Source organism: Rhodococcus sp. MS13 (assembly GCF_013277835.1).
Lineage (GTDB): Bacteria > Actinomycetota > Actinomycetes > Mycobacteriales > Mycobacteriaceae > Rhodococcus_F > Rhodococcus_F erythropolis.
Map to the genome: position 1 here is coordinate 276288 of NZ_VBTL01000004.1, position 19190 is coordinate 295477.

The 19190-nt window shown below is 62.0% G+C and carries 17 protein-coding genes; 5 read left to right on the forward strand and 12 right to left on the reverse strand.

Annotated elements, in window-relative coordinates; genetic code table 11:
- Nucleotides 1–33: 33 nt before the first annotated feature.
- The 10 genes from FEZ59_RS09680 to FEZ59_RS09725 all read right to left on the reverse strand — a co-directional run bounded on the left by FEZ59_RS09680 (nucleotide 34) and on the right by FEZ59_RS09725 (nucleotide 10013).
- On the reverse strand, nucleotides 34–936 hold the full coding sequence (locus tag FEZ59_RS09680) for a carbohydrate ABC transporter permease (RefSeq protein ID WP_097386916.1): 903 nt from the start codon (nucleotides 934–936) through the stop codon (nucleotides 34–36).
- Nucleotides 933–1907, reverse strand: a complete 975-nt coding sequence (locus tag FEZ59_RS09685) for a sugar ABC transporter permease (protein WP_019745218.1) — start codon at nucleotides 1905–1907, stop codon at nucleotides 933–935. The genes FEZ59_RS09680 and FEZ59_RS09685 overlap by 4 nt, the downstream gene beginning before the upstream one ends.
- A gap of 74 nt (nucleotides 1908–1981) precedes the next feature.
- Nucleotides 1982–2905, reverse strand: a complete 924-nt coding sequence (locus FEZ59_RS09690) for a L,D-transpeptidase (protein ID WP_019745219.1) — start codon at nucleotides 2903–2905, stop codon at nucleotides 1982–1984.
- Nucleotides 2906–3121: 216 nt separating this feature from the next.
- The gene (locus FEZ59_RS09695; RefSeq protein ID WP_019745220.1) at nucleotides 3122–4804 is read right to left on the reverse strand and encodes an FAD-dependent oxidoreductase; all 1683 of its coding nucleotides are present in this window, start codon (nucleotides 4802–4804) and stop codon (nucleotides 3122–3124) included.
- An 81-nt stretch (nucleotides 4805–4885) separates the two neighbouring features.
- The gene (locus FEZ59_RS09700) at nucleotides 4886–5767 is read right to left on the reverse strand and encodes a hypothetical protein (RefSeq protein ID WP_172932580.1); all 882 of its coding nucleotides are present in this window, start codon (nucleotides 5765–5767) and stop codon (nucleotides 4886–4888) included.
- Nucleotides 5768–5777: 10 nt separating this feature from the next.
- On the reverse strand, nucleotides 5778–5996 hold the full coding sequence (locus FEZ59_RS09705; RefSeq protein ID WP_003939815.1) for a dodecin: 219 nt from the start codon (nucleotides 5994–5996) through the stop codon (nucleotides 5778–5780).
- A gap of 15 nt (nucleotides 5997–6011) precedes the next feature.
- Nucleotides 6012–7223, reverse strand: coding sequence for a serine hydrolase domain-containing protein (locus FEZ59_RS09710; RefSeq protein ID WP_041815251.1), 1212 nt, complete (start codon nucleotides 7221–7223; stop codon nucleotides 6012–6014).
- A 109-nt stretch (nucleotides 7224–7332) separates the two neighbouring features.
- A complete protein-coding gene (locus FEZ59_RS09715; protein ID WP_052740980.1) occupies nucleotides 7333–7833 on the reverse strand; it encodes a DUF6764 family protein in 501 nt (166 codons plus the stop codon).
- A gap of 93 nt (nucleotides 7834–7926) precedes the next feature.
- Nucleotides 7927–8967: a non-homologous end-joining DNA ligase gene (gene ligD / locus FEZ59_RS09720; RefSeq protein WP_003940248.1), complete on the reverse strand. Its 1041-nt coding sequence runs from the start codon at nucleotides 8965–8967 to the stop codon at nucleotides 7927–7929.
- Nucleotides 8967–10013: an ATP-dependent DNA ligase gene (locus FEZ59_RS09725; RefSeq protein WP_172932581.1), complete on the reverse strand. Its 1047-nt coding sequence runs from the start codon at nucleotides 10011–10013 to the stop codon at nucleotides 8967–8969. The genes ligD and FEZ59_RS09725 overlap by 1 nt, the downstream gene beginning before the upstream one ends.
- A 109-nt stretch (nucleotides 10014–10122) precedes the next feature.
- Between FEZ59_RS09725 and FEZ59_RS09730 the strand changes: the two genes are divergently transcribed.
- Nucleotides 10123–10740 carry a hypothetical protein gene (locus FEZ59_RS09730; protein WP_019745226.1) on the forward strand — a complete coding sequence of 206 codons (618 nt, stop codon included), beginning with the start codon at nucleotides 10123–10125 and terminating at the stop codon, nucleotides 10738–10740.
- Between the two features lie 120 nt (nucleotides 10741–10860).
- On the opposite strand, the gene FEZ59_RS09735 is transcribed toward FEZ59_RS09730, so the two are convergent.
- The gene (locus tag FEZ59_RS09735; protein WP_007731382.1) at nucleotides 10861–12012 is read right to left on the reverse strand and encodes a magnesium and cobalt transport protein CorA; all 1152 of its coding nucleotides are present in this window, start codon (nucleotides 12010–12012) and stop codon (nucleotides 10861–10863) included.
- Nucleotides 12013–12314: 302 nt separating this feature from the next.
- On the reverse strand, nucleotides 12315–12932 hold the full coding sequence (locus FEZ59_RS09740; RefSeq protein ID WP_172932582.1) for a TetR/AcrR family transcriptional regulator: 618 nt from the start codon (nucleotides 12930–12932) through the stop codon (nucleotides 12315–12317).
- A gap of 100 nt (nucleotides 12933–13032) precedes the next feature.
- Between FEZ59_RS09740 and FEZ59_RS09745 the strand changes: the two genes are divergently transcribed.
- From FEZ59_RS09745 to FEZ59_RS09760, 4 genes are all read left to right on the forward strand, one after another.
- A complete protein-coding gene (locus tag FEZ59_RS09745; RefSeq protein ID WP_172932583.1) occupies nucleotides 13033–13947 on the forward strand; it encodes an SDR family NAD(P)-dependent oxidoreductase in 915 nt (304 codons plus the stop codon).
- 49 nt (nucleotides 13948–13996) lie between these two features.
- The gene (locus tag FEZ59_RS09750) at nucleotides 13997–15598 is read left to right on the forward strand and encodes a helix-turn-helix domain-containing protein (protein WP_037120543.1); all 1602 of its coding nucleotides are present in this window, start codon (nucleotides 13997–13999) and stop codon (nucleotides 15596–15598) included.
- A 144-nt stretch (nucleotides 15599–15742) separates the two neighbouring features.
- Nucleotides 15743–17347 (forward strand): ABC transporter substrate-binding protein, encoded by a 1605-nt coding sequence (locus FEZ59_RS09755; protein ID WP_172932584.1) that lies wholly within the window; start codon nucleotides 15743–15745, stop codon nucleotides 17345–17347.
- Between the two features lie 227 nt (nucleotides 17348–17574).
- Nucleotides 17575–19179 (forward strand): ABC transporter substrate-binding protein, encoded by a 1605-nt coding sequence (locus FEZ59_RS09760; RefSeq protein ID WP_113682526.1) that lies wholly within the window; start codon nucleotides 17575–17577, stop codon nucleotides 19177–19179.
- The last annotated feature ends 11 nt before the right edge of the window (nucleotides 19180–19190 follow it).

The window sequence follows — 19190 nt, forward strand, 5'->3', positions numbered from 1 at the left end:
GCTCCTCGAGAAAGAAATGTGACGGAAAAGCTGTCAGCCCTTGACCGCACCGGAGGTGAGGCCTTTGATCATGTGTCGTTGCAGCAGAAGGAAAATCACCAGGATCGGTAGCATCGTCAGTACCGTTCCTGCCATGACGGGACCCCAGTTGGTGAGTCCGTCGTTGTTCTGCAGTTGGGTCAATCCGATCGGCAGCGGCGCCACCGAGGAATCGTCGGACATGAGGAACGGCCACAGGTACTCGTTCCATTCGTTGACCACCGTGATGATGCCGAACGCCACCATCGTGGGCCCGGAAACGGGGAGCACCACGCGCCAGAGAAGCCGCCAGTGGCCGGCGCCGTCCATCCGCGCTGCCTCGATGATCTCCGAAGGTATCGAGAGAAAATGGTTGCGCATCAGGAACGTACCGAAGGCTACACCCGCAAGCGGGACTATGATGCCCTGGAACGTGTTACGCCAGCCCCACTCTGCCACGAGCGCGTAGTTCGAGATCACGGTGATCTGGTTCGGAACCATCAATGCGGCGATGATTCCGAGAAAGACGAAGTTCTTCCCCGGGAAGCGCAGGAACACCAGCCCATAGGCACTGAGAGTCCCCAGAACGAACTTCGCCGCGGACAGTATCGTCGTGATCACTATCGAGTTCCGCAGAAACATCCAGAACGGAACCGATGTCGTTGCTTCGGAATAGTTTTCGGGATGCAGCGACGACGGCCACCACGTTGCCGGCTGCGTGTAGATCTCCGGACGCTCCTTGAACGAGGTCATCACGATCCAGTAGAGCGGCAGGACGATGATGACCAAGGCGATCACCATTGCCGCGTAGCCGAGGATCTTCACACCGACCTCACGCCGGTCCACGTTCTTGCGATCCGGCCCGGGCCGGACGACGGAAGTCGGAGCAGCGCTTTTCTTTTCCTCTACCGCTGTCATTTCTCTTCTCCCCGATCCATGGCACGAACCTGGTAGACGGTGATGATCAGCAGGATCAAGAACATGATGGTGGCAACCGTCGCGCCGTAGCCCGCCCGGAAGTTTCGGAATGTCTCGTTGTACACCTGGTAGACCATCGTCGTCGTCCCTGTACCCAGCGGGCCACCACGGGTCATGACGTTGATGATGTCGAAGACCTGGAGCGAGTTGAGCATGACGGTGATGGAGAGGAAGAACGTCGTCGGGCGCAACTGAGGTAGGAGAACCCGGCGGAACTTGGTCCACGGCTTGGCGCCGTCGATTTCGGCTGCTTCGTTCAATTCTTGCCGAACTCCTTGCAACGCAGCGAGGTAGATGACAAACGTGTAGCCGAGGTTCTTCCACATGTAAGTCACCGTCACCATGAACAGCGCCCAGTGGGGGTCCTGATAGAAGTCGGGCGATTGGAGTCCGACGCGGTGCAGGAGATCCTGGATCAGACCGAAGTTGGGGTCGAAGACGAACTGAAACGCGACACCGATCGCTGCACCGGAGATCACGAACGGCGCGAAGATCGCCGACCGGACCAGGTTTCGCCCGACGAGCTTGCGATCGAGCAGCATGGCCAACGCCAGACCGATGACCATCGAACCCACCACTGTGACCAATGTGAATACCACTGTGTTGGTGACGATCTGCCAGGTGTCGCTTCGTCCGAACCACTCGCGGTAGTTGCTCAGCCCGATGAACGTCGCCTTCGGGTCCGCAATGTTCCAGTCGAAGAACGAAAGTCGGATGTTGTCCACCAGCGGGCGATAGGTGAACAAGATCAGCAACGCGAGATTGGGACCTACCAAGAGCGCAAAGAGCGCGTAATCACGCCATGGTCTGCCCCACAGACCTGGCTTGCCTGATGTGGGCAGCGTTCTTTCCGGACTCGATCTCACTGAGGCAGTCTGACCGCTCGCAACGAATGAATGGTGAACGTACAAGACACTCGAGCTGAACGCGACACGAAAAAGGCCCTGCGCGAATACTTCTCGCGCAGGGCCTTCCTCGTCGATGTCTAGCGGTTCCAGTCACCCAATCCGTCGGCGCCGCTGAGGACTCCACCTGCGGTGTTCTGCACGATCACCGGGTCACCCTTGCCTGCGTTCTCGAAGAACCACTTGGCGTCCTCGGTGCTGACATTGAGGCAGCCGTGGCTGACGTTGGTGAAACCTTGTTGCGCTACCGACCACGGAGCGGCATGGACGAAGATGCCACTGTAGGAAATTCGTGTCGCGTACTCGACGTAGGTGCGGTAACCCTCGGGAGAATCGATCGGAACGCCGTACGTGGACGAATCCATGTACATGTCGCGCAGCTGCTCGCCGACGATGTACGTGCCGTTCGGTGTTTCGTGCCCCGGCTTGCCGAACGACGTCGGCATGGTGCGCACGACCTCACCGTTGCGGGTGACGGTGACCTGCTTGGTGTTGTCGTCCGCGACGGTGACGAGTGCGTCACCGATGTTGAACGTGGAGTGCGAATCACCGGCGTCGACGGTCACGGAGATGTTCGCCGGCCAGAACTGTGCCGGCTTCCAACGGACCTGGCTGTCGTTGATCCAGTAGAAGCTGCCATCGACCGGAGGATCGGTGGTCACGCGAATCGCGCGCTCGGCCGTCGCACGGTCGCCGACTGCCTCGTTGAAACGAATGATGATCGGCTGCGCGATGCCGACTGTCTCACCCGCCGACGGGTTGAGCGACGGCGCGGAGAAGTTGGGAGCGCCGATGGGAGCCTGAATCGGTGTACCCGGGATGCCCGGAACCGGAATCGCCGGATCGAGGTACGGAACTCCGGGAATGACGGGCAACGGAATGTCCGGTCCACCGGGGAAGAGAGGAACGGCCGCGGAAGGTCCGGCAAGAGCCAGGCCGGCAGCCACCGCTCCGACGATTGCCACGGCAACCCGTGACGTCCGACGACCCTGTTTGCTGCCCATGTCACTACCTTCGCTCGAATGACCACGTACTCACGTGGGTTTTGCGCGGCCGGCATCGATACCCGCCTGGTACCGATGCCGATGCACCATCCGGACGCGCCCGCCGGGCGCACACCTACACACCCGAGCACGCCAAAGAGAGCAAACCGCACATTTCCATAGTCATTAACACACAAATGCGGCAATCGAGCAATTCGGATGTTCGCCCAAACGTTGCTATCCCTCGCTGCGAGCAGCCGCCAACATCGATTCGATGGAGATGAGTTTGGTTCGCGGTCGACCGGCGGCGGCACCGGATGCTCGTTCTGCCTTGTCGATCCGCTGCCAACCTTGGTAGTCCACCTGATCCGGCGACCGATCTGCCAGCAGAACCTGCAACTTGTCAGCGTCCTCGGTCGGCGTGGCGAGGCGCCCACCAGCGAAGTCGTCGAAGATCATCGACACGGTCTCAGCGGAGCAGTACTTGTTGGTGCCGATTACGCCGGTCGGTCCGCGCTTGATCCAACCCGCGACGTAGACACCCGGGATCGGCGTGCCGGTGTCGGTGTCGATCACGCGACCGTTCTCGTTGGGGATCACGCCGCGAGCGTCGTCGAAGGGCAAGTCGGCCATCGGTGTACCGCGGTATCCGACCGACCGAAGCACCAGCGAGGTGTCGATCGTCTCCTCGGTTTCGGTAGGCCGGGCGGAGAGCTGACCGGTCGGCGTTGCCACCAACTCGTTTTTCACGATCCGCACCTGTGCGACTGCGTCGTCACCGAGGATCTCGACGGGCGAGGTGAGGAACCGGAGAACGATCCGCTTGCGGGAAGGATCTGCGGTACGGGAAGCAAATTCCTGCGCCTGCTTGACCTTGAGCAGCACGGACGGCTCCGCGGCATCGCTGTCCACGAACGCCTGACTGGCCTCGTCGAGTTCGGCTTCGATCGGGTCGACGACTACGTCCACGTTCGCCATCTGTCCGAGGGCCAACAGTTCGGGATTGGTGTACGCGGCCTGCGCCGGCCCGCGCCGCCCGAGAATGACGACCTCACGAATCTTGCTGTTACGCAGCGCTTCCAATGCATGCTCGGCGAGGTCCGTCTTCGCGAGCTGGTCCGGGTCGGTCACCAGGATGCGAGCGACGTCGAGTGCGACGTTGCCGTTTCCGACGATCACTGCTCGCTCGCCGGACAGATCGAAAGTCCGATCGGCATATCCCGGGTGGCCGTTGTACCAGGCGACGAACTCGGTGGCAGCGTGACTTCCCGGCAGTTCCTCGCCCGGGATCTCGAGCTTGCGATCCCCGGCAGCGCCGACCGCGTAGATCACTGCGTGGTGATGGTCCAAGAGTTCCGAATGCGAGATGTGGGTACCCACCTCGACGTTGAAGTGGCAGCGCACGGTCTTTTTCGCGACCACGGCGCGGAACTGGTCGGTGACGCCTTTGGTTCCGGGATGATCCGGAGCCACGCCGGCGCGCACCAATCCGTAGGGAGTGGGAAGCCGATCGAACATGTCGACCTCGACGCGAGGCTTGCCGGTCAGTTCCATCGCCGCATAGCAGGCTGCGGGGCCGGAGCCGATGATCGCCACTTTCAGCGTTCCCAGTTCGGGATCGATCTTGGCCATCGTGATCGGCTCGGGCCAATCCGGGCCCATCGGATGCTTCTCGAAGTACGACGCGTTCATCTGCAGGTACGGCGCGTCGTCCTCGTCGAGTTCGTTGTCCGGGAAGATCGCCTCGACCGGGCACTCGTCCACACACGCACCACAATCGATGCAGGTGTCGGGATCGATGTAGAGCATTTCGGTGGTCGCGAACGGAGCTTCGTCCGGTGTCGGGTGAATGCAATTGACCGGACACACGTCAACACACGAGGCGTCGTTGCAGCACGGCTGCGTGATCACATACGCCATGACATTCCCCTATCCCTGAAACACGAAGCACGAACTGATTCCCAGACTATAACGTGTTCCAATTTGGCGCGAGAATCGTTTTCAGATCACCCCATTGCGCTTCAGCAGCCATACCGCCTGCACGGTGGCGTGACCTCGCCATTCCAACGCCGCGGCGGGCGAATAGCTGTCGAAATCCACCGCCCAGCCGCCGTCGTCGTGTTGCCGTGCAGCGAGCGCGGACAGTTCGGAGTCGATCACCGCTGCATCGAACAACGCGCGAGTCGGACCACCAGGAAGCGGTGAGAAATGGAGGGGCCGCATGAATTCGCCCTCGGCTCCCCCGTCCACGTGAACCAAGCCGTCAGCCGGGATACGCGAACCAAGAGTGCTCACCAACGACGACGCTTCGGGACTGTTCCGGTGAACCGCGTCGAGAAACTGCAAGGCAAAGGCGAGCTCGAGGGCATGCAGAGAATCCGCCCCGTCGATCGCGTCGAGGCAATATCGAACGGCAGAGGCGAACCACGGATGTTCGGCGACGGCCTCGTCGAATTCGGCAACGCGAGCCGCTGCAGCACACACGATGCTGGTGATCTGCAACGACGGCGCCGACGGGTCCGCGCTCACCCAGAAGGGCGCACACCCGGCTGGGTCTGCAATCGGGAAGGCGAAGGGTAAACCGCCGCCTGCCAGCGAATTGGTCTGCAACCAGTCGCACAGTTCGACCGCTCTGGGCGTCGGCGTTCCGATGTCGGCAAAGGCTTCGAAGGCATGCAGCGCTCCGCCGGGTTGGCTGGTTGCCGAGCGAAGATCCGGTTCGAGTCCCCAGCCGTACCCACCGTCCGGGTTGCGATAACCGTCCACGGCCGCACAAGCCGCGGCCCGGTCACCCTGTCCGAGAATCAAATTCAGCCGATGCCGATCGAGAGTCCTGGCATGTCCCGCCATGAACCCGACGGCTGCCGTGAGATCAACAGTCATGAAGAACGGTTCAGGATTCGTCGCCGTCGAGCCGGAAGCCGACCTTCAACGTGACCTGGAAATGCGCCACGGCGCCGTTCTCGATGTGGCCGCGAGTTTCCACCACCTCGAACCATTCGAGGTTGCGCACCGTCTCGTTCGCCCGGGCGATGGCGGTGCGAATTGCCGCGTCACTGCTCTCGGTGGACGAGCCGACGATCTCGGTCACCCGGTACACGTTGCTGCTCATGGCATTCCCTTCGTGTCAGATTCGACGAACCAACTCCTGCGCCTCGGCGCCGAGCCTCGCAAGGCGAAGATCACCGAGAGCTGTCACAGCACTACCCAACCTGTTGGTGGTGAAACCGAGCGAGAGTCCGCTGGACAGGTCCGCATACGCGCCTGAACCGCCGACTCCGTAGTGGCCTATCGCATTCCGCGGCTGCCGCCGCGCGGCAATGATCGGCGGGTGGTAACCGAGAGTCCAGTTGGGCCGCACCGCCAGCACGTAATCCCGATCGCGAGTCTGGATGGTCGACATCTGGTCGATGGTCGATTCCTTCAGGAACCGCTTCCCGTCGATCACGCCGCCGTTCGCAATGGCGCCGTACATCTTCGCGAGAGCGCGCGCGCTGAACACTCCGTTCCAGCCCGGCATGACGGCGTCATGGACAGCCGGGTTGCGCACCATGACGTCGAAACCGTCCGGCATCGCGGCCTCCGCGAGTCCGCGAGTCGGACCGACGTGTGAGAGCACGGTCGACGCGAAGGCCCAGTTCAAGCCGGCAGGGTTGATATGTGGGAACAGCTTCGCGATCCGTGGACGCTCGGTTTCGGGTACGCGGTACCAGAATTCGTCGACTCCGAGGGGCTTCGCTATCTCCGCTTGTACGACGTCGATGAACGGCTGACCGGACACCCTGGCCACAAGTTCGGCTACCAACCAGCCATAGGTCACAGCGTGATAGCCGGGGCCTCGAAGCCGACGCGGATCCGGCTTCTCGGCAGCCAGGGCGGCAACGACCGCGTCGTAGTCCATCAGGTCGAGGGGATGCGGCATCAGGCCGCGAACGCGGTGAAGGCCCGCGCGATGTGACATCAGTTCCCGGACGGTGATCTTGTCCTTGCCGGCCGCTGCGAATTCGGGCCAGTACTGAGCAACCGGAGAGTCGTAGTCGATCAGCCCGCGTTCGGCGAGTCGATGAACGACGGTGCTGGCCACGCCCTTGCCGGTCGAGAAGGAAAGCGACACCGTGTCGTGGTCCCAGCGCCTGTCGCGGTCGGCATTGCCGGCCCAGATGTCGAGAACTTTCTCGCCGCCCAGGTACACGACCAGCGCGCCGCCGCCTTGTTGCGGTTGGCGATACATCGCGAAGAAGCGGTCGGCCAAGGGAAGGAATCGCCGGTCCACATACAGCTCGGTGCGTGAAGGCACCTCCACCCGGGCGAGCGAACCCCGTCGTGCATTGGGAGCCATCGCGTCCTCCGATCCCCGCTGATTCAAGTTGTCCGGTCACCGGATCGGTGGCAGGAGCTTGACACCATTGTGACCACTGTCACGCAAGAGGCTCAGGGCCGGGGTGCACTCACGGGGTGACCCACGTCGAAGTGCCGTCGCTGACACATCCCTGACCTGTGGCAAGGTTGAAAACAAGGGTGGGACCACCCGAGCAGATCGCCCCGACGTCCGCGTCACCCACCGCCGCTCTGCCGCCAGGTCCGCTGAGCACCACGGCAAAGGGTGAGGAGTCTGTGCGACCGAGTGCGAGCGAGCCCGGGCCGTACGCAACGGCGGCAAGTAGCCCACCGCGCGACTCCGCTGCAGCAACGCCGCCGAAGAGTCCGACGCCCGCCGACCGGCCACCGTCTCGCGAATCGGCGACGCCGACGCCATCGCCCTCCACGTATGAAATCGCGTAACTGGAGGGATCTGCCACCGCTCGGCATGCGGATGACCCGTCGACGATCGTCTGATCTTGGCCGCGCGCCGAACAATCCAGCGTCGCGGCCGACGCTGTTCCGCTACCGAGTGACAATCCGAAGGCGGCAAGAATCACGCCACCCGCCGCTAAGCCTGCTGCTCGCATTTTCCGGCGATCCATATCCAACCCCCACAGTGCATTCGACGTGAACGTACATTCGACGTCTAATCGAATTACCCGATATGTCCGCCTCTGACGCTACCCGTCTTTGTTCTTCCGATCGCGGTCCTTGCTCGGTTGAACTCGTTTGGGTTCACCGGGCATTTTGGGATAGTTCGGCGGGTACGGCAGATCGCCAAGTCCCGCCGCCAGATCCTTCTCCCACATCTCCAACAGAACGTCGAGGGCAAAGGCCTTGTCGTGCATCGCTTCCATCGGATCACCACGATCGGCGAGCAAGCCGGGAACCGTGGCGATGGTGCAGTCGTCTGGATGCACGTCCCGCAGTTCGTCCCAGGTCACCGGCGTGGACACAGTTGCGATCGGCGTCTTCCGAGCCGAATACGCCGCCGCGATCGTCCGGTCACGGGCATTCTGATTGAAGTCGATGAAGATCCGTTCACCCCGCTCTTCCTTCCACCACGCGGTTGTGGCGCGATCGGCACTACGCCGTTCGACTTCACGGGCGAGGGCGATACCCGCGTGGCGGACCTCGACAAAATCCCAGCGCGCCTCGAGCGGGATGTAGACGTGAAGGCCTCGGCCACCGGACGTCTTGGGAAATCCTTCCAATCCCAACTCGGCGAGCAGAGGGCGAAGGACCTCGTCCGCGATGGCAACGGCCTCGTCGAACCCGGTCCCCGGTTGCGGATCGAGATCGATGCGGAGTTCGTCCGGGTGGTCGGTGTCCGGGCACCGCACGGCCCAGGGATGAAACGTGACAGTCCCGAGATTGGCGGCCCACACGATGTTCGCAGCACTTCGCACTCGAAGGACGTCGGCCTTGCGACCCGACGGGAACGTGACCTCGCAGGATTCGACGTGCTCGGGCCGCTTTGCCGGCAGCCGCTTCTGGTAAACCTCTTCGCCCTCGATGCCGTCGGGGAATCGCTGAAGATGCGTTGGCCGATCTTGGAGCGCCCGCAACGCTGCACCCTGCAGCGCCACCGTTCGGTAGTACTCGACAAGATGCCGTTTGGTTCCGCCGTCCTCACCCAACTGCGGATAGTAGATCTTGTCCGGGCTCGACAACCGGACCGCGATCCCGTCGACGTCCAGTTCCTCTGCGGGACTCGCCATCACTTACCACCTGCAAGAACATCCGCGAAGTCGTATCGCACCGGAACCTCCAACTGATCGAAAGTGCATTCGTCGGGCACCCTGTCCGGACGCCAGCGCAGGAACCGCGCGGCGTGCCGAAAGCGTTCCCCTTCCATCTGGTCGTACGCCACTTCCAGCACCCGCTCAGGACGAAGCGGAATCCAGGAGCGGTCTGCGGCCGATCTCCACCGGCTGGCCTCTCCCTCGGCCACAACGTCGTCCCCGAGGCGCAAAGGTTCGAGTTCGGCCAACAACTCGATCCGCCGCGCCGCGGTGAAAGCCGAAGCGCCACCGATCATCTTCAATTCGGAACCGTCGAACAGACCCAGAAGCATCGACCCGATACCCGGCTGGCTCTTGTGCGGACGGTAGCCCAGCAGTACGACATCCGCGGTCCTGGCGTGTTTCACCTTGATCATCTCGCGTTTGTTCGGCAGGTACGGTCCCGCCAGCTTCTTGGCGACAACCCCGTCGAGACCCGCGCCTTCGAAGGTTTCGAACCAGGCCATTGCTTCGGCGCTGTCGGCCGTCGCTGCCGTGACGTGGCAACTCGGCCCGCCACCGACGCAATTGAGGAGCAACGCACGTCGCACACCGAAGTCCTCGATCGAGACGTCGCGATCCCCGAGCGCCAGTAAATCGAACCCGACAAATTGCGCGGGCGTCTGTTCCGACAACAATGCGACGCGGCTCGCGGCGGGGTGAATCCGCTCGGAGAGCGCTTCCCAACTCAGGCGCGTCACACCGTCGATCTCACGGGGAACCACCAGTTCTCCGTCCACCACACATTTTTCGGGCAATTCAGACTTGACGGCTTCCACCGCCTCGGGAAAGTACCGCGCCAAGTCCTTTCCTCCTCGCGATCCGAGCACCACTTCGTCACCGTCACGAAAGATGATTGCTCGAAATCCGTCCCATTTCGGCTCGTACGACCACGTCGGGTCACCGGACTCGGGTTGAGGCGGCACAGTGGCCGCAGCCTTCGCGAGCATCGGGGCAAGCGGCGGCATCAGGGGTAGCTCCACCTACCCATACTGACAGTCCGGTTGGCAATTCGACTACCGATGTATTGGAATAGGTCCCGAACAATCTACGAACCAACAGAATTATCCAAGAATCAACAAAGGGGTCCTTATGTCCGGAATCGTCCGGCGACTTTGCACTGCGGTGATCGCAACTTCTGCAATCGCCGCCTTCACCGTCGGTTGCGGTTCCGACATCGAGCCGAAAGCCATTGCGGAATCATCTTCCTCGGTTGCCGATTCGACCACTACCTCCGCAGCCCCGACCACCTCGAAGATCACCGGCCAGGAGGGCTCGGACGACGGCGGCGACGTCGACATCGACGTGTCGATCGGTGATTGCGTCAAGCTCGGCGGTACCACGACGGCCGCGGAAATCGACAACGCGGACTGCGGTAGCAAGGATTCCAACTACAAGGTGGTCGCCAAGGTTCCCACCTCTGATCAGTGTGCCTCCGATGTCGACTCGTACTACTACGAGACCCTCGCGGGTGACGAGCAGGGCGCTGTCTGTCTCGACGTCGACTGGGTAGTCGGCGGATGCATGGACCTCGGCAGCGGAATGGACGAGCCCGCCCGCATCGAATGCTCGGATACCAGCGGCACCAATGTAGTCGAGGTCGTCGAAATCCTGCAGAACTCCACTTCGATCGACGAATGCGGTTCGGGGGCAGACTCGGGATTCGAGCACCCGGAACGTAAGTTCACGGTCTGCGTCGCAACGCTCTGATTCGAGCGCCCTCCCGAAAACACCTGTGCGCCTTGTCAACCGATCTCGGTTGGCAAGGCGCACAGGTGTTTTCTACAGCCGGCGCTTTCTACAGCCGGCGCTTTCTACAGCCGGCGCTTTCTACAACCAGCCCCGACGTTTGAAGATCGTGTAGAGACTTCCACACGTCAAGAACATCATCGAGAGAGCAAACGGATAGCCCAAGTGCCAGTGCAGTTCCGGCATGTCGTCGAAGTTCATTCCGTACACGGTTCCGATAAGCGTCGGCGCGAAGAGAATTGCCGCCCACGCCGAGACCTTCTTGATCTCCTCGTTCTGCGCGTAGCTCGCCTGCGTCAGATTGCGCATCTCCTCGTTCTGGTTCTGCGACACCAGAGTTGCGTTCACCGTGAGGATGTTTCCGAGCAACTGACGAAAGCCGTCGGCCCGCTCCACCACAGTCGTCGCATGGTCGGTGACGTCGCGGAGGTAACGCTGGAGTTCCTCGTCCGTGTGGTACTTGTCGAACCCCGCCGACAACCCACGCAGCATTCCCAGCAGCGGACGCGTCGCCCGCTGGAATTCGATCACCTCACGGGTCAGTTCGTAGATGCGACGCGAAACTCCGGGATCGCCACTGAACACTTCGGTTTCGATCTCGTCGATGTCGTTCTGCAGGCCGGCCACCACCGGGGCGTATCCGTCGACGACTGCGTCGAGAATGGCGTAGAGAACGGCCTCGGTACCCAACCGCAACAGGTCAGGATCGTTCTCCATGCGAGTCCGCACCGCCGAGAGATCCGGCGATTCACTGTGACGGACGGTCAGAATGAAGTTCGGACCACAGAAGATGTGCAACTCGCCGAATTCGACCCGCTCGGTCTCGTCGCGGTACCGCGCAGCACGCAGGACCACGAACAGTGTCTTGCCGTAGCGCTCGAGCTTGGGGCGCTGGTGCGCGACAATCGCATCCTCGACCGCCAGTTCGTGGAGGTCGAAATGTTGTGCAGCGGCATACAACTGGGCGTCGTCGGGCCGGTACATGCCGATCCACGCCATCGACTGCGAATCCGGAAGGCATGACAGTGCTTCCGCCAGCGTGGACGGCGACGCTATCCGCTCGCCGTCGCGGTACACGCCACTGTTGACGACGGTCGATTCGACGGGCGCCACCGCCTCGGGCGGGGCAGCCTTGACGACGGTGCGTGCGGCACGCGAGTGCCCGGGATGTGAGTCACCGAGACCCGCGGAACGACGTGGCAGTACCGACCGTGAACGACGAAATTCGCGCATGCTGAACAGCTTTCGAGGGAAGAGTGAACGACGACGCTTGCTTCACAGCAAAGCCGAAGCCGATGAACACACGATGAAGCTGCAGCAAAATACCGGAACAACCCGGGCGGCTACAGCTTCAGTTGGTACTCGGAGGTTGGCCACGCATTACAGCCACACCTCCTCTTCCCTGAATTCCTACGCAAGTCCGCGCACGACGCCAACATGCTACCCCGACTGTCAGAGCGGGACAAACCGAACGACAAGCCGCAGGACAGCACGAACCGGTCGGAGGAAACCCGCTCGACGAATGCAGCTTTCAGTCAGTTCGCAGCGCGCAATCCGCCGATCAAGAGTTCGACGATCTGGTCCGCCAACGACTCCGTCTCCGCCAAAGTCTGCCCTTCACGCCTTCGGTACCAGAGGTCGATGCCGTTGAGACTGCTGAGGAGTACTTTTGCCGCCATTCGCGGCAAGCTCGCACGAATGGAACCATCCGCGACACCTTCGGTCATCACGTCGACGAACAGATTCTCGTAGTCGAGTCGCAGCGAATTCAGTTCCGCGAGGACTTGCTGTTGCCTCGGCTTGAGCGCGGAGTTCATCTGGCCCCGGACACCTTGGTGGATCGTGTGGTGGTACCCGAGATGTGTCATGAGATTGACCAGGTGGGCGTGCGACATCGCTTCGAGACGCGCGAGGCCGCTGTCTGCCCCGTCGATCCGAGACTCGACCTCCGCGCGGAGCAGGCTCATCCCGCGCTCGTAGATTGCCAGGTAGATGTCGAACTTCGAACGAAAGTGGTAGTAGACAAGACCTTTGGTGGCCCCGATTCGATCGGCCAGCAAATCCATGGTCGTGGCCGCGTAACCGTCTTCGGCAAAGGCGTCGGCGGCGCTGGTGATGATCGCGGATCGCACGTCCGGAAGATCACTACTCATTCGACTTCCACTCCCATTCGCACTGCCTGCCGGCCCTTGACTGTTTCCACGCTATCGCATAGTAATACTGAGTAGTATCCCAGATCAGAGAGGTTTTCCAATGTCGTTGGATTTTTCCGGCAAGGTAGCGATCATCACAGGCGCAGGCGGCGGACTCGGCCGTTCGCATGCATTGGCCCTCGCCGCACGCGGCGCACGCGTCGTCGTCAACGACATGGGTGGCTCGGTCAACGGCAGTGGCGGCGCTGATACCGCAGCAGCCAAAGTAGTGGCGGAAATCGTCGAGCTGGGTGGCGAGGCCATCGCGGACCACTGCGACATCACCGACGTCGACGCCGTCGCCGCCATGGTCGCGACGGCCGTGGACAAGTGGGGCCGCGTGGACATCCTGATCAACAACGCCGGAATCCTGCGCGACAAGTCGTTCATCAAGGCCGAGCTCGACGACTTCCGCAAAGTCATCGACGTGCATCTGATGGGTTCCGTCATCTGTTCCAAGGCAGTCTGGCCGCACATGGTCGAACAGAACTACGGACGCATCCTCATGACCACGTCGGCATCGGGAATTTACGGCAACTTCGGCCAGGCAAACTACGGCGCCGCGAAGTCCGGCGTCGTCGGCCTGATGAACGTTCTCGCTATCGAGGGCGAACGCAAGGGCATCCGCGTCAACTCGCTGGCCCCGACCGCCGCGACCCGCATGACCGAAGACCTCCTCGACGAGAAGACTCTCGCTCTGCTTGCACCCGAATCGATTTCACCCGGCGCACTGTTCATGGTCTCCGATGACGCACCGACCAAGACCATCCTCAGCGCTGGTGCCGGTGTCTTCGCGATCGCTCGCATGGAAGAGTCGCAGGGCGTGTACATCCCCGAAGGCGCACTCTCCCTTGAGGTCGTCGCCGAACGGTGGTCCGAGATCAGTGACATGACCAATTCCGTCCAGGTGCCCGCGGCGTTCGATCAGACCCGCCGGTTCGTCGAGAAAGCTGTAGCCGAGCAGCCTGCCAACTGAGCAGGGCAACCAGCCAACTGATCGATCCCGCTCCCCCTAAGGTGTGGTGGTGACCACACCAACGGGAGTTTCGATCGTCGACATCGTCGACAGACTGGGAATGACGTTCCTCAGCGGAGGCGACACCGTCGACGACGCCCGCACTGTCAGCCGAGTGACCCTGCACGAAGGGTCCGGAGTGACGCAAGGCAGTGCGGGCGCCGTCGTGCTCGGCGCAGGACTGGCCGAGTCGGCCGACATTGCCACTGCAGTAAAAGAATACGGTTCGGCCGGAGCCGTCGCGCTGATCGTCAGGGAGCCATTGGCCGTCGACGAAAGCGTCGCACGGGCGGTCGCCGAAGCCGATATCGCACTACTGGGAATGGTCAAGGATGCAAGCTGGCTGCAAAGTGCGTCGCTGATCAACGAGATCCTCGAATCCGGCAACAACGGGGACCGCACGTCCGCCGCCGACGCCGACCTGTTCGATCTTGCCAACTCGATCGCTCAGGTATTGAACGGCCCGGTCACCATCGAGAATCAGTCGAGCCGGATCCTCGCGTTTTCGGCGGATCAAGCCTTCGGCGACGAGGCACGTAAGCAGAGCGTCCTCGGACATCAAGTGCCGCAGCACTATTCCGACCGGCTCAGGTCAATGGGGTACTTCAACAAGATCTACGGCTCTACCCTGCCGGTATTTCTACCGGGTATCGGGCCGGGCATCAGGCCCCGGGTCGGCATGCGAATACATGCGGCATCCCAGATCCTCGGTTCGATCTGGGTGATCTTGGACGAGGAGCCGAACGAATTGCAGGTGAAAACGCTCGTCGAGGCGGCGGGGGTAGCCGCGATGAGTTTGCTTCGCGCCAAGCTGGCCGCCGATTCCGCACGACGGCTGAGGTTGGGCGAGGTGATCACGCTACTGAGTGGCGGCACTTCGGCCAAGGAAGCGGCCGAGCGACTGGGCTACGGCCGCTCGAAAGCAAACGTACTTGCGGCCGGCTTCCGTAGCGGCGCCGGCGCATCGTTGGAGGCCGAAGCCGACGTCGATCAACTGGCCCTGACACTCAATACCTATCTCGACCAAGTATTTCCGCTGTCGGTGGCGGCAGCGATCGGCGGCACCGTCTACGCCGTCATCCCACACACCCGGCACCAGACCGACGACGACTACGTGCGTCGGATCGCGTCGGAGTTTGCAGACCGTTCCCGTTCGGAAAAGTCGGTGGTCATCGGAATCGGTGCGACAGTGGCCGACGTGATGACGCTGGAGAAGTCACGCGACGAAGCCGACCGAGCGCTTCGCGTTCTGAGGTCGACGTGGAATTCCTCGGGCCGGACCGTCGCGCGCGCTGACGACGTGCAGATCAATTCCCTACTTCTGCGCCTCTCCGACGCCCTGGCGGACGAGAACGAGACCGCGTCGGGTCCGCTCGCGGTACTGCGTGAGTACGACCGCACTCACGACATCAACCTCGTGGACACCCTTCGAGCCTGGCTCGACACGTTCGGCGACATTCCGGCGGCTGCGTCGTTGGTTCACATCCACGTCAACACGTTTCGATACCGCCTCAAGAAGCTTGCCGGGATTGCCGGAATCGATCTCGATGATCCGGAAACTCGATTCAGCCTGATGCTCCAGCTTCGTCTCTTCTATCCGACAGCGTTGTAGCGATCTACCAAGTCTCACGAAACATTCGTAAATCCGGACGATGTTCTCCTCCTTTTGTTGGGTGAGGATTCAAGCAATCGTTTATTGCTCCTGACCCGACAGACCTCGCGTCACTCGGGCGGGACTACACCTTCCGGAGGCACCATGAAACAACGGTCCTACGCACTGCTGGCTGCGGCAACTGGCACCGTTCTTGCCCTGACCGCGTGCTCATCGGGTGGCTCGTCGGGTTCGGGTTCGGGTTCGGGTGAACCCGTCACGGACGGCACCTTCAAATTGGCTCTCGTGGCCGACCCCGGCGCTCTGAATCCGCTGATGACGGCCGCATCGCCGGCGCACCAGCTGGCGCGTCTGAGCTACGACTATCTGCTCCACCCGGATCCCGATACCGGTGTCACCAAGCCCTGGCTCGCCGAGAAATGGGAAGAGACAACCACTTCCGCGTCCTTCACCATTCGCGACGGCGTCACCTGTACCGACGGATCCGCTCTGACTGCCCAGACTGTCGCCGACAACGTCAACTTCATCACCAATGCAGCAAACAAATCTGCTCTCCGCGGGGTGTACGCACCGGCAACTGCGAGCGCCACCGCCGACCCGGCGACACGGACAGTGACGGTCACGACTCCGGAGCCCTCTCCGTTCCTGCTTCTCAACCTGGCGCGAATACCGATCATGTGCGAGGCCGGGTTGAAGGATCCGACGGCGGCAAACAAGACGACCTTCGGGTCGGGCATGTTCCAGATGACCGAGGCAGTCGCCAACGATCATTACTCCTACGTCCGGCGCGACGGCTACAACTGGGGACCGGACGGCACCACCTCGGATACGGCTGGAGTACCCAAGAATGTCGTCGCGTCCATCATCACGAACAACAGCACAGCGGCCAACCAGGTGTTGTCCGGTGATCTGAATGCCGCAGCAGTTTCGGGCCCCGACCAGGATCGCATGAACGCCGCGAACCTGGATACCGTCAAGCAGCCTGCTCCGGCGGGCGAGATGTTCTTCAACCACAGTCCCGGTAATCCGACGAGCGATCCTGCCGTCCGCAAGGCTCTGGTCCAGGCTCTCAATCTCGACGACCTCGCCGAGATTTTCACGGCCGGCCGCGGAACCAGATCGACCACGATGGTGTCCATCGAACCGCGGGCCTGCATCTACGACTCTGTAGCCGGAAACCTGCCGGACTTCGACACCAGTGCAGCCGCAGCAACTCTCGAGTCTGCGGGCTGGAAGGTCGGCGCGGACGGTAAGCGCAGCAAGGACGGCACACCGCTCCGAATTCGGATGGTCTACGAGACGTTCGGTGACGCGACCGATGCTGCCGCCGACGTCGCGGTCAACGCGTGGAACGACCTGGGCGCCACCATTGAACTCACCAGTGGAGACTCGAACAAGATTCTCGATGTAGCACTCAGCGGCAAGGACAACACGGCGTGGGATGTTGTGTGGGAGCCGATCAACGTCGCGCTGCCCAGCATGCTGGTCCCCTTCCTCTCCGGTCCTGTGCCCGCTGCGGGAATGAATTTTGCGTCGATCTCCAACCCGGCCTACGACGCAGCCGTCACCAAGGCTTCCGGGCTGACGGGCGAGGACGCTTGTGCCGCTTGGGCAGACGCTGAGTCCGAGATCATCAAAGCAAACTCGGCGGTACCTTTTGCCGACAAGATCACGACTCTCTACTTCAACAATGCGGGTCTTGCATTCGGCCGCAATTTCATCGGTTCGGCCCTGCGCCTGTACCAGTAGACCGCCGGTAGCGACCGGGGAAATCGTCGTGTTTCGCAGGTCGCTGTCGGTATACGGACAGGTATTCACCGATCCAGGCGGTTTTCGTGGGAGCGGACGAAAATCGACTCGATTTTCGTGAGGATCGACAGAGATGCGCGTCACGTCATGCGCCAAGATTTAGCAGTCAACACTCAATCGCGCCCTCACGTTTTTCGCTCGGGCCCCAGCTCCATCCCGGAGGCACCATGAAACACCGCTCCTATCCAACACTTGCGGCAGCCGCAGGGCTCACGCTTGTGTTGTCTGCTTGTGGCTCGGGAGGCACGTCCTCGGGCGCCAGTGGCGGTGAACCGGCCACGGACGGGACCTTCCGGTTCGCGATGCAGGCCGATCCGGGCGCACTCAACCCGATCATGGCGGCGTCCTCGGCAACTGGCGAGATGTCGAAGTTAGCGTACGACTACCTGATCTACCAGGACCCCGATACCAGTGAAATCAAACCGTGGTTGGCAGAGAAGTGGGAGGAGACCCCTACCTCGGCGTCCTTCACCATCCGCGAAGGTGTGACCTGTACCGACGGATCAACACTGACCCCGCAGACCGTTGCCGACAACATCAATTTCGTGGCCAACCCGGACAACGGTTCACAGTTGCGCGGCCAGACCGTGCCGACTGGCGCGACTGCAACCGCCGATCCGGCAACGCGCATTGTCACGGTGACCACTGCGGCGCCGAGCCCGTTCCTTCTTCTGAACGTCGGCGCCCGTCTGGCGATCATGTGTGACGCCGGGCTCAAGGACCCGACCGCTTCGAACAAGAAGTCTCTCGGTACCGGCATGTTCGAACTCACCGAAGTTGTCCCCAACGACCACTACACGTTCCAGCGTCGTGAGGGTTACAACTGGGGCCCGGACGGAACCACCTCCGACACCCCCGGTGTCCCCAAGACCGTCGTCGCCGCCATGGCACCCAATGTCAGCACCGCCGCAAATCAGCTTCTCTCGGGTGAGCTCAATGCCGCCCCGATCGCCGGGCCGGACAAGGACCGCGTCGACGCCGCCAACCTGGACTCAGTCCTGAGGCCGAATCCCGCCGGTCAGATGTACTTCAATCAGATCGCGAGCAATCCCACCAGTGATCCCGCAGTGCGTAAGGCACTGATCCAAGCAGTCAATCTCGACGACCTCACCCAGGTCATCACTGCAGGGCGCGGTGTCCGGGCCACCAGTCTCGTCGGCGTCGAACCGCGCGCCTGTGTCTACGACTCTGTCGCAGGCAACATTCCGGACTTCGACCTCACAGCTGCAAAGGCAACACTGGACGCTGCGGGTTGGACCGCCGGTTCTGACGGCAAGCGAAGCAAGGACGGAAAGCCGCTGAACCTTCGCCTCGTGTACGACGGCACCGACGATCCGCGCAATGCAGCAGCAGAACTCGCTCAGTCGGCGTGGTCCGAACTCGGTGCAAACGTCGAGGTGACCGGGGGCGACTCGAACAAGATCATCGACGTCATCCTCAGCGGTAAGGACAACACTGCCTGGGACATCGCCTGGGTCCAGATCAACACTCCGCTCCCCAGCACCTTCGCCGCGTACTTCGCCGGGCCGGTTCCCGCAGCAGGCAAGAACTTCGCGTCGATCAGCAACCCCGCCTACGAAGCAGCAGCCACCAAGGCTTCCGGTCTGACCGGTAGCGACGCTTGTGACGCCTGGGCCGACGCCGAGTCGGAGATCACCAAGACGATCTCGGCCGTGCCCTTCGCAGATTCCGTCATGAACGTGTACTTCAACAAGGCCGGACTCGCATTCGGTAAGTCCTACACCGGTTCTGCGTTGCGTCTGTACCAGTAGGCAGCATCCCG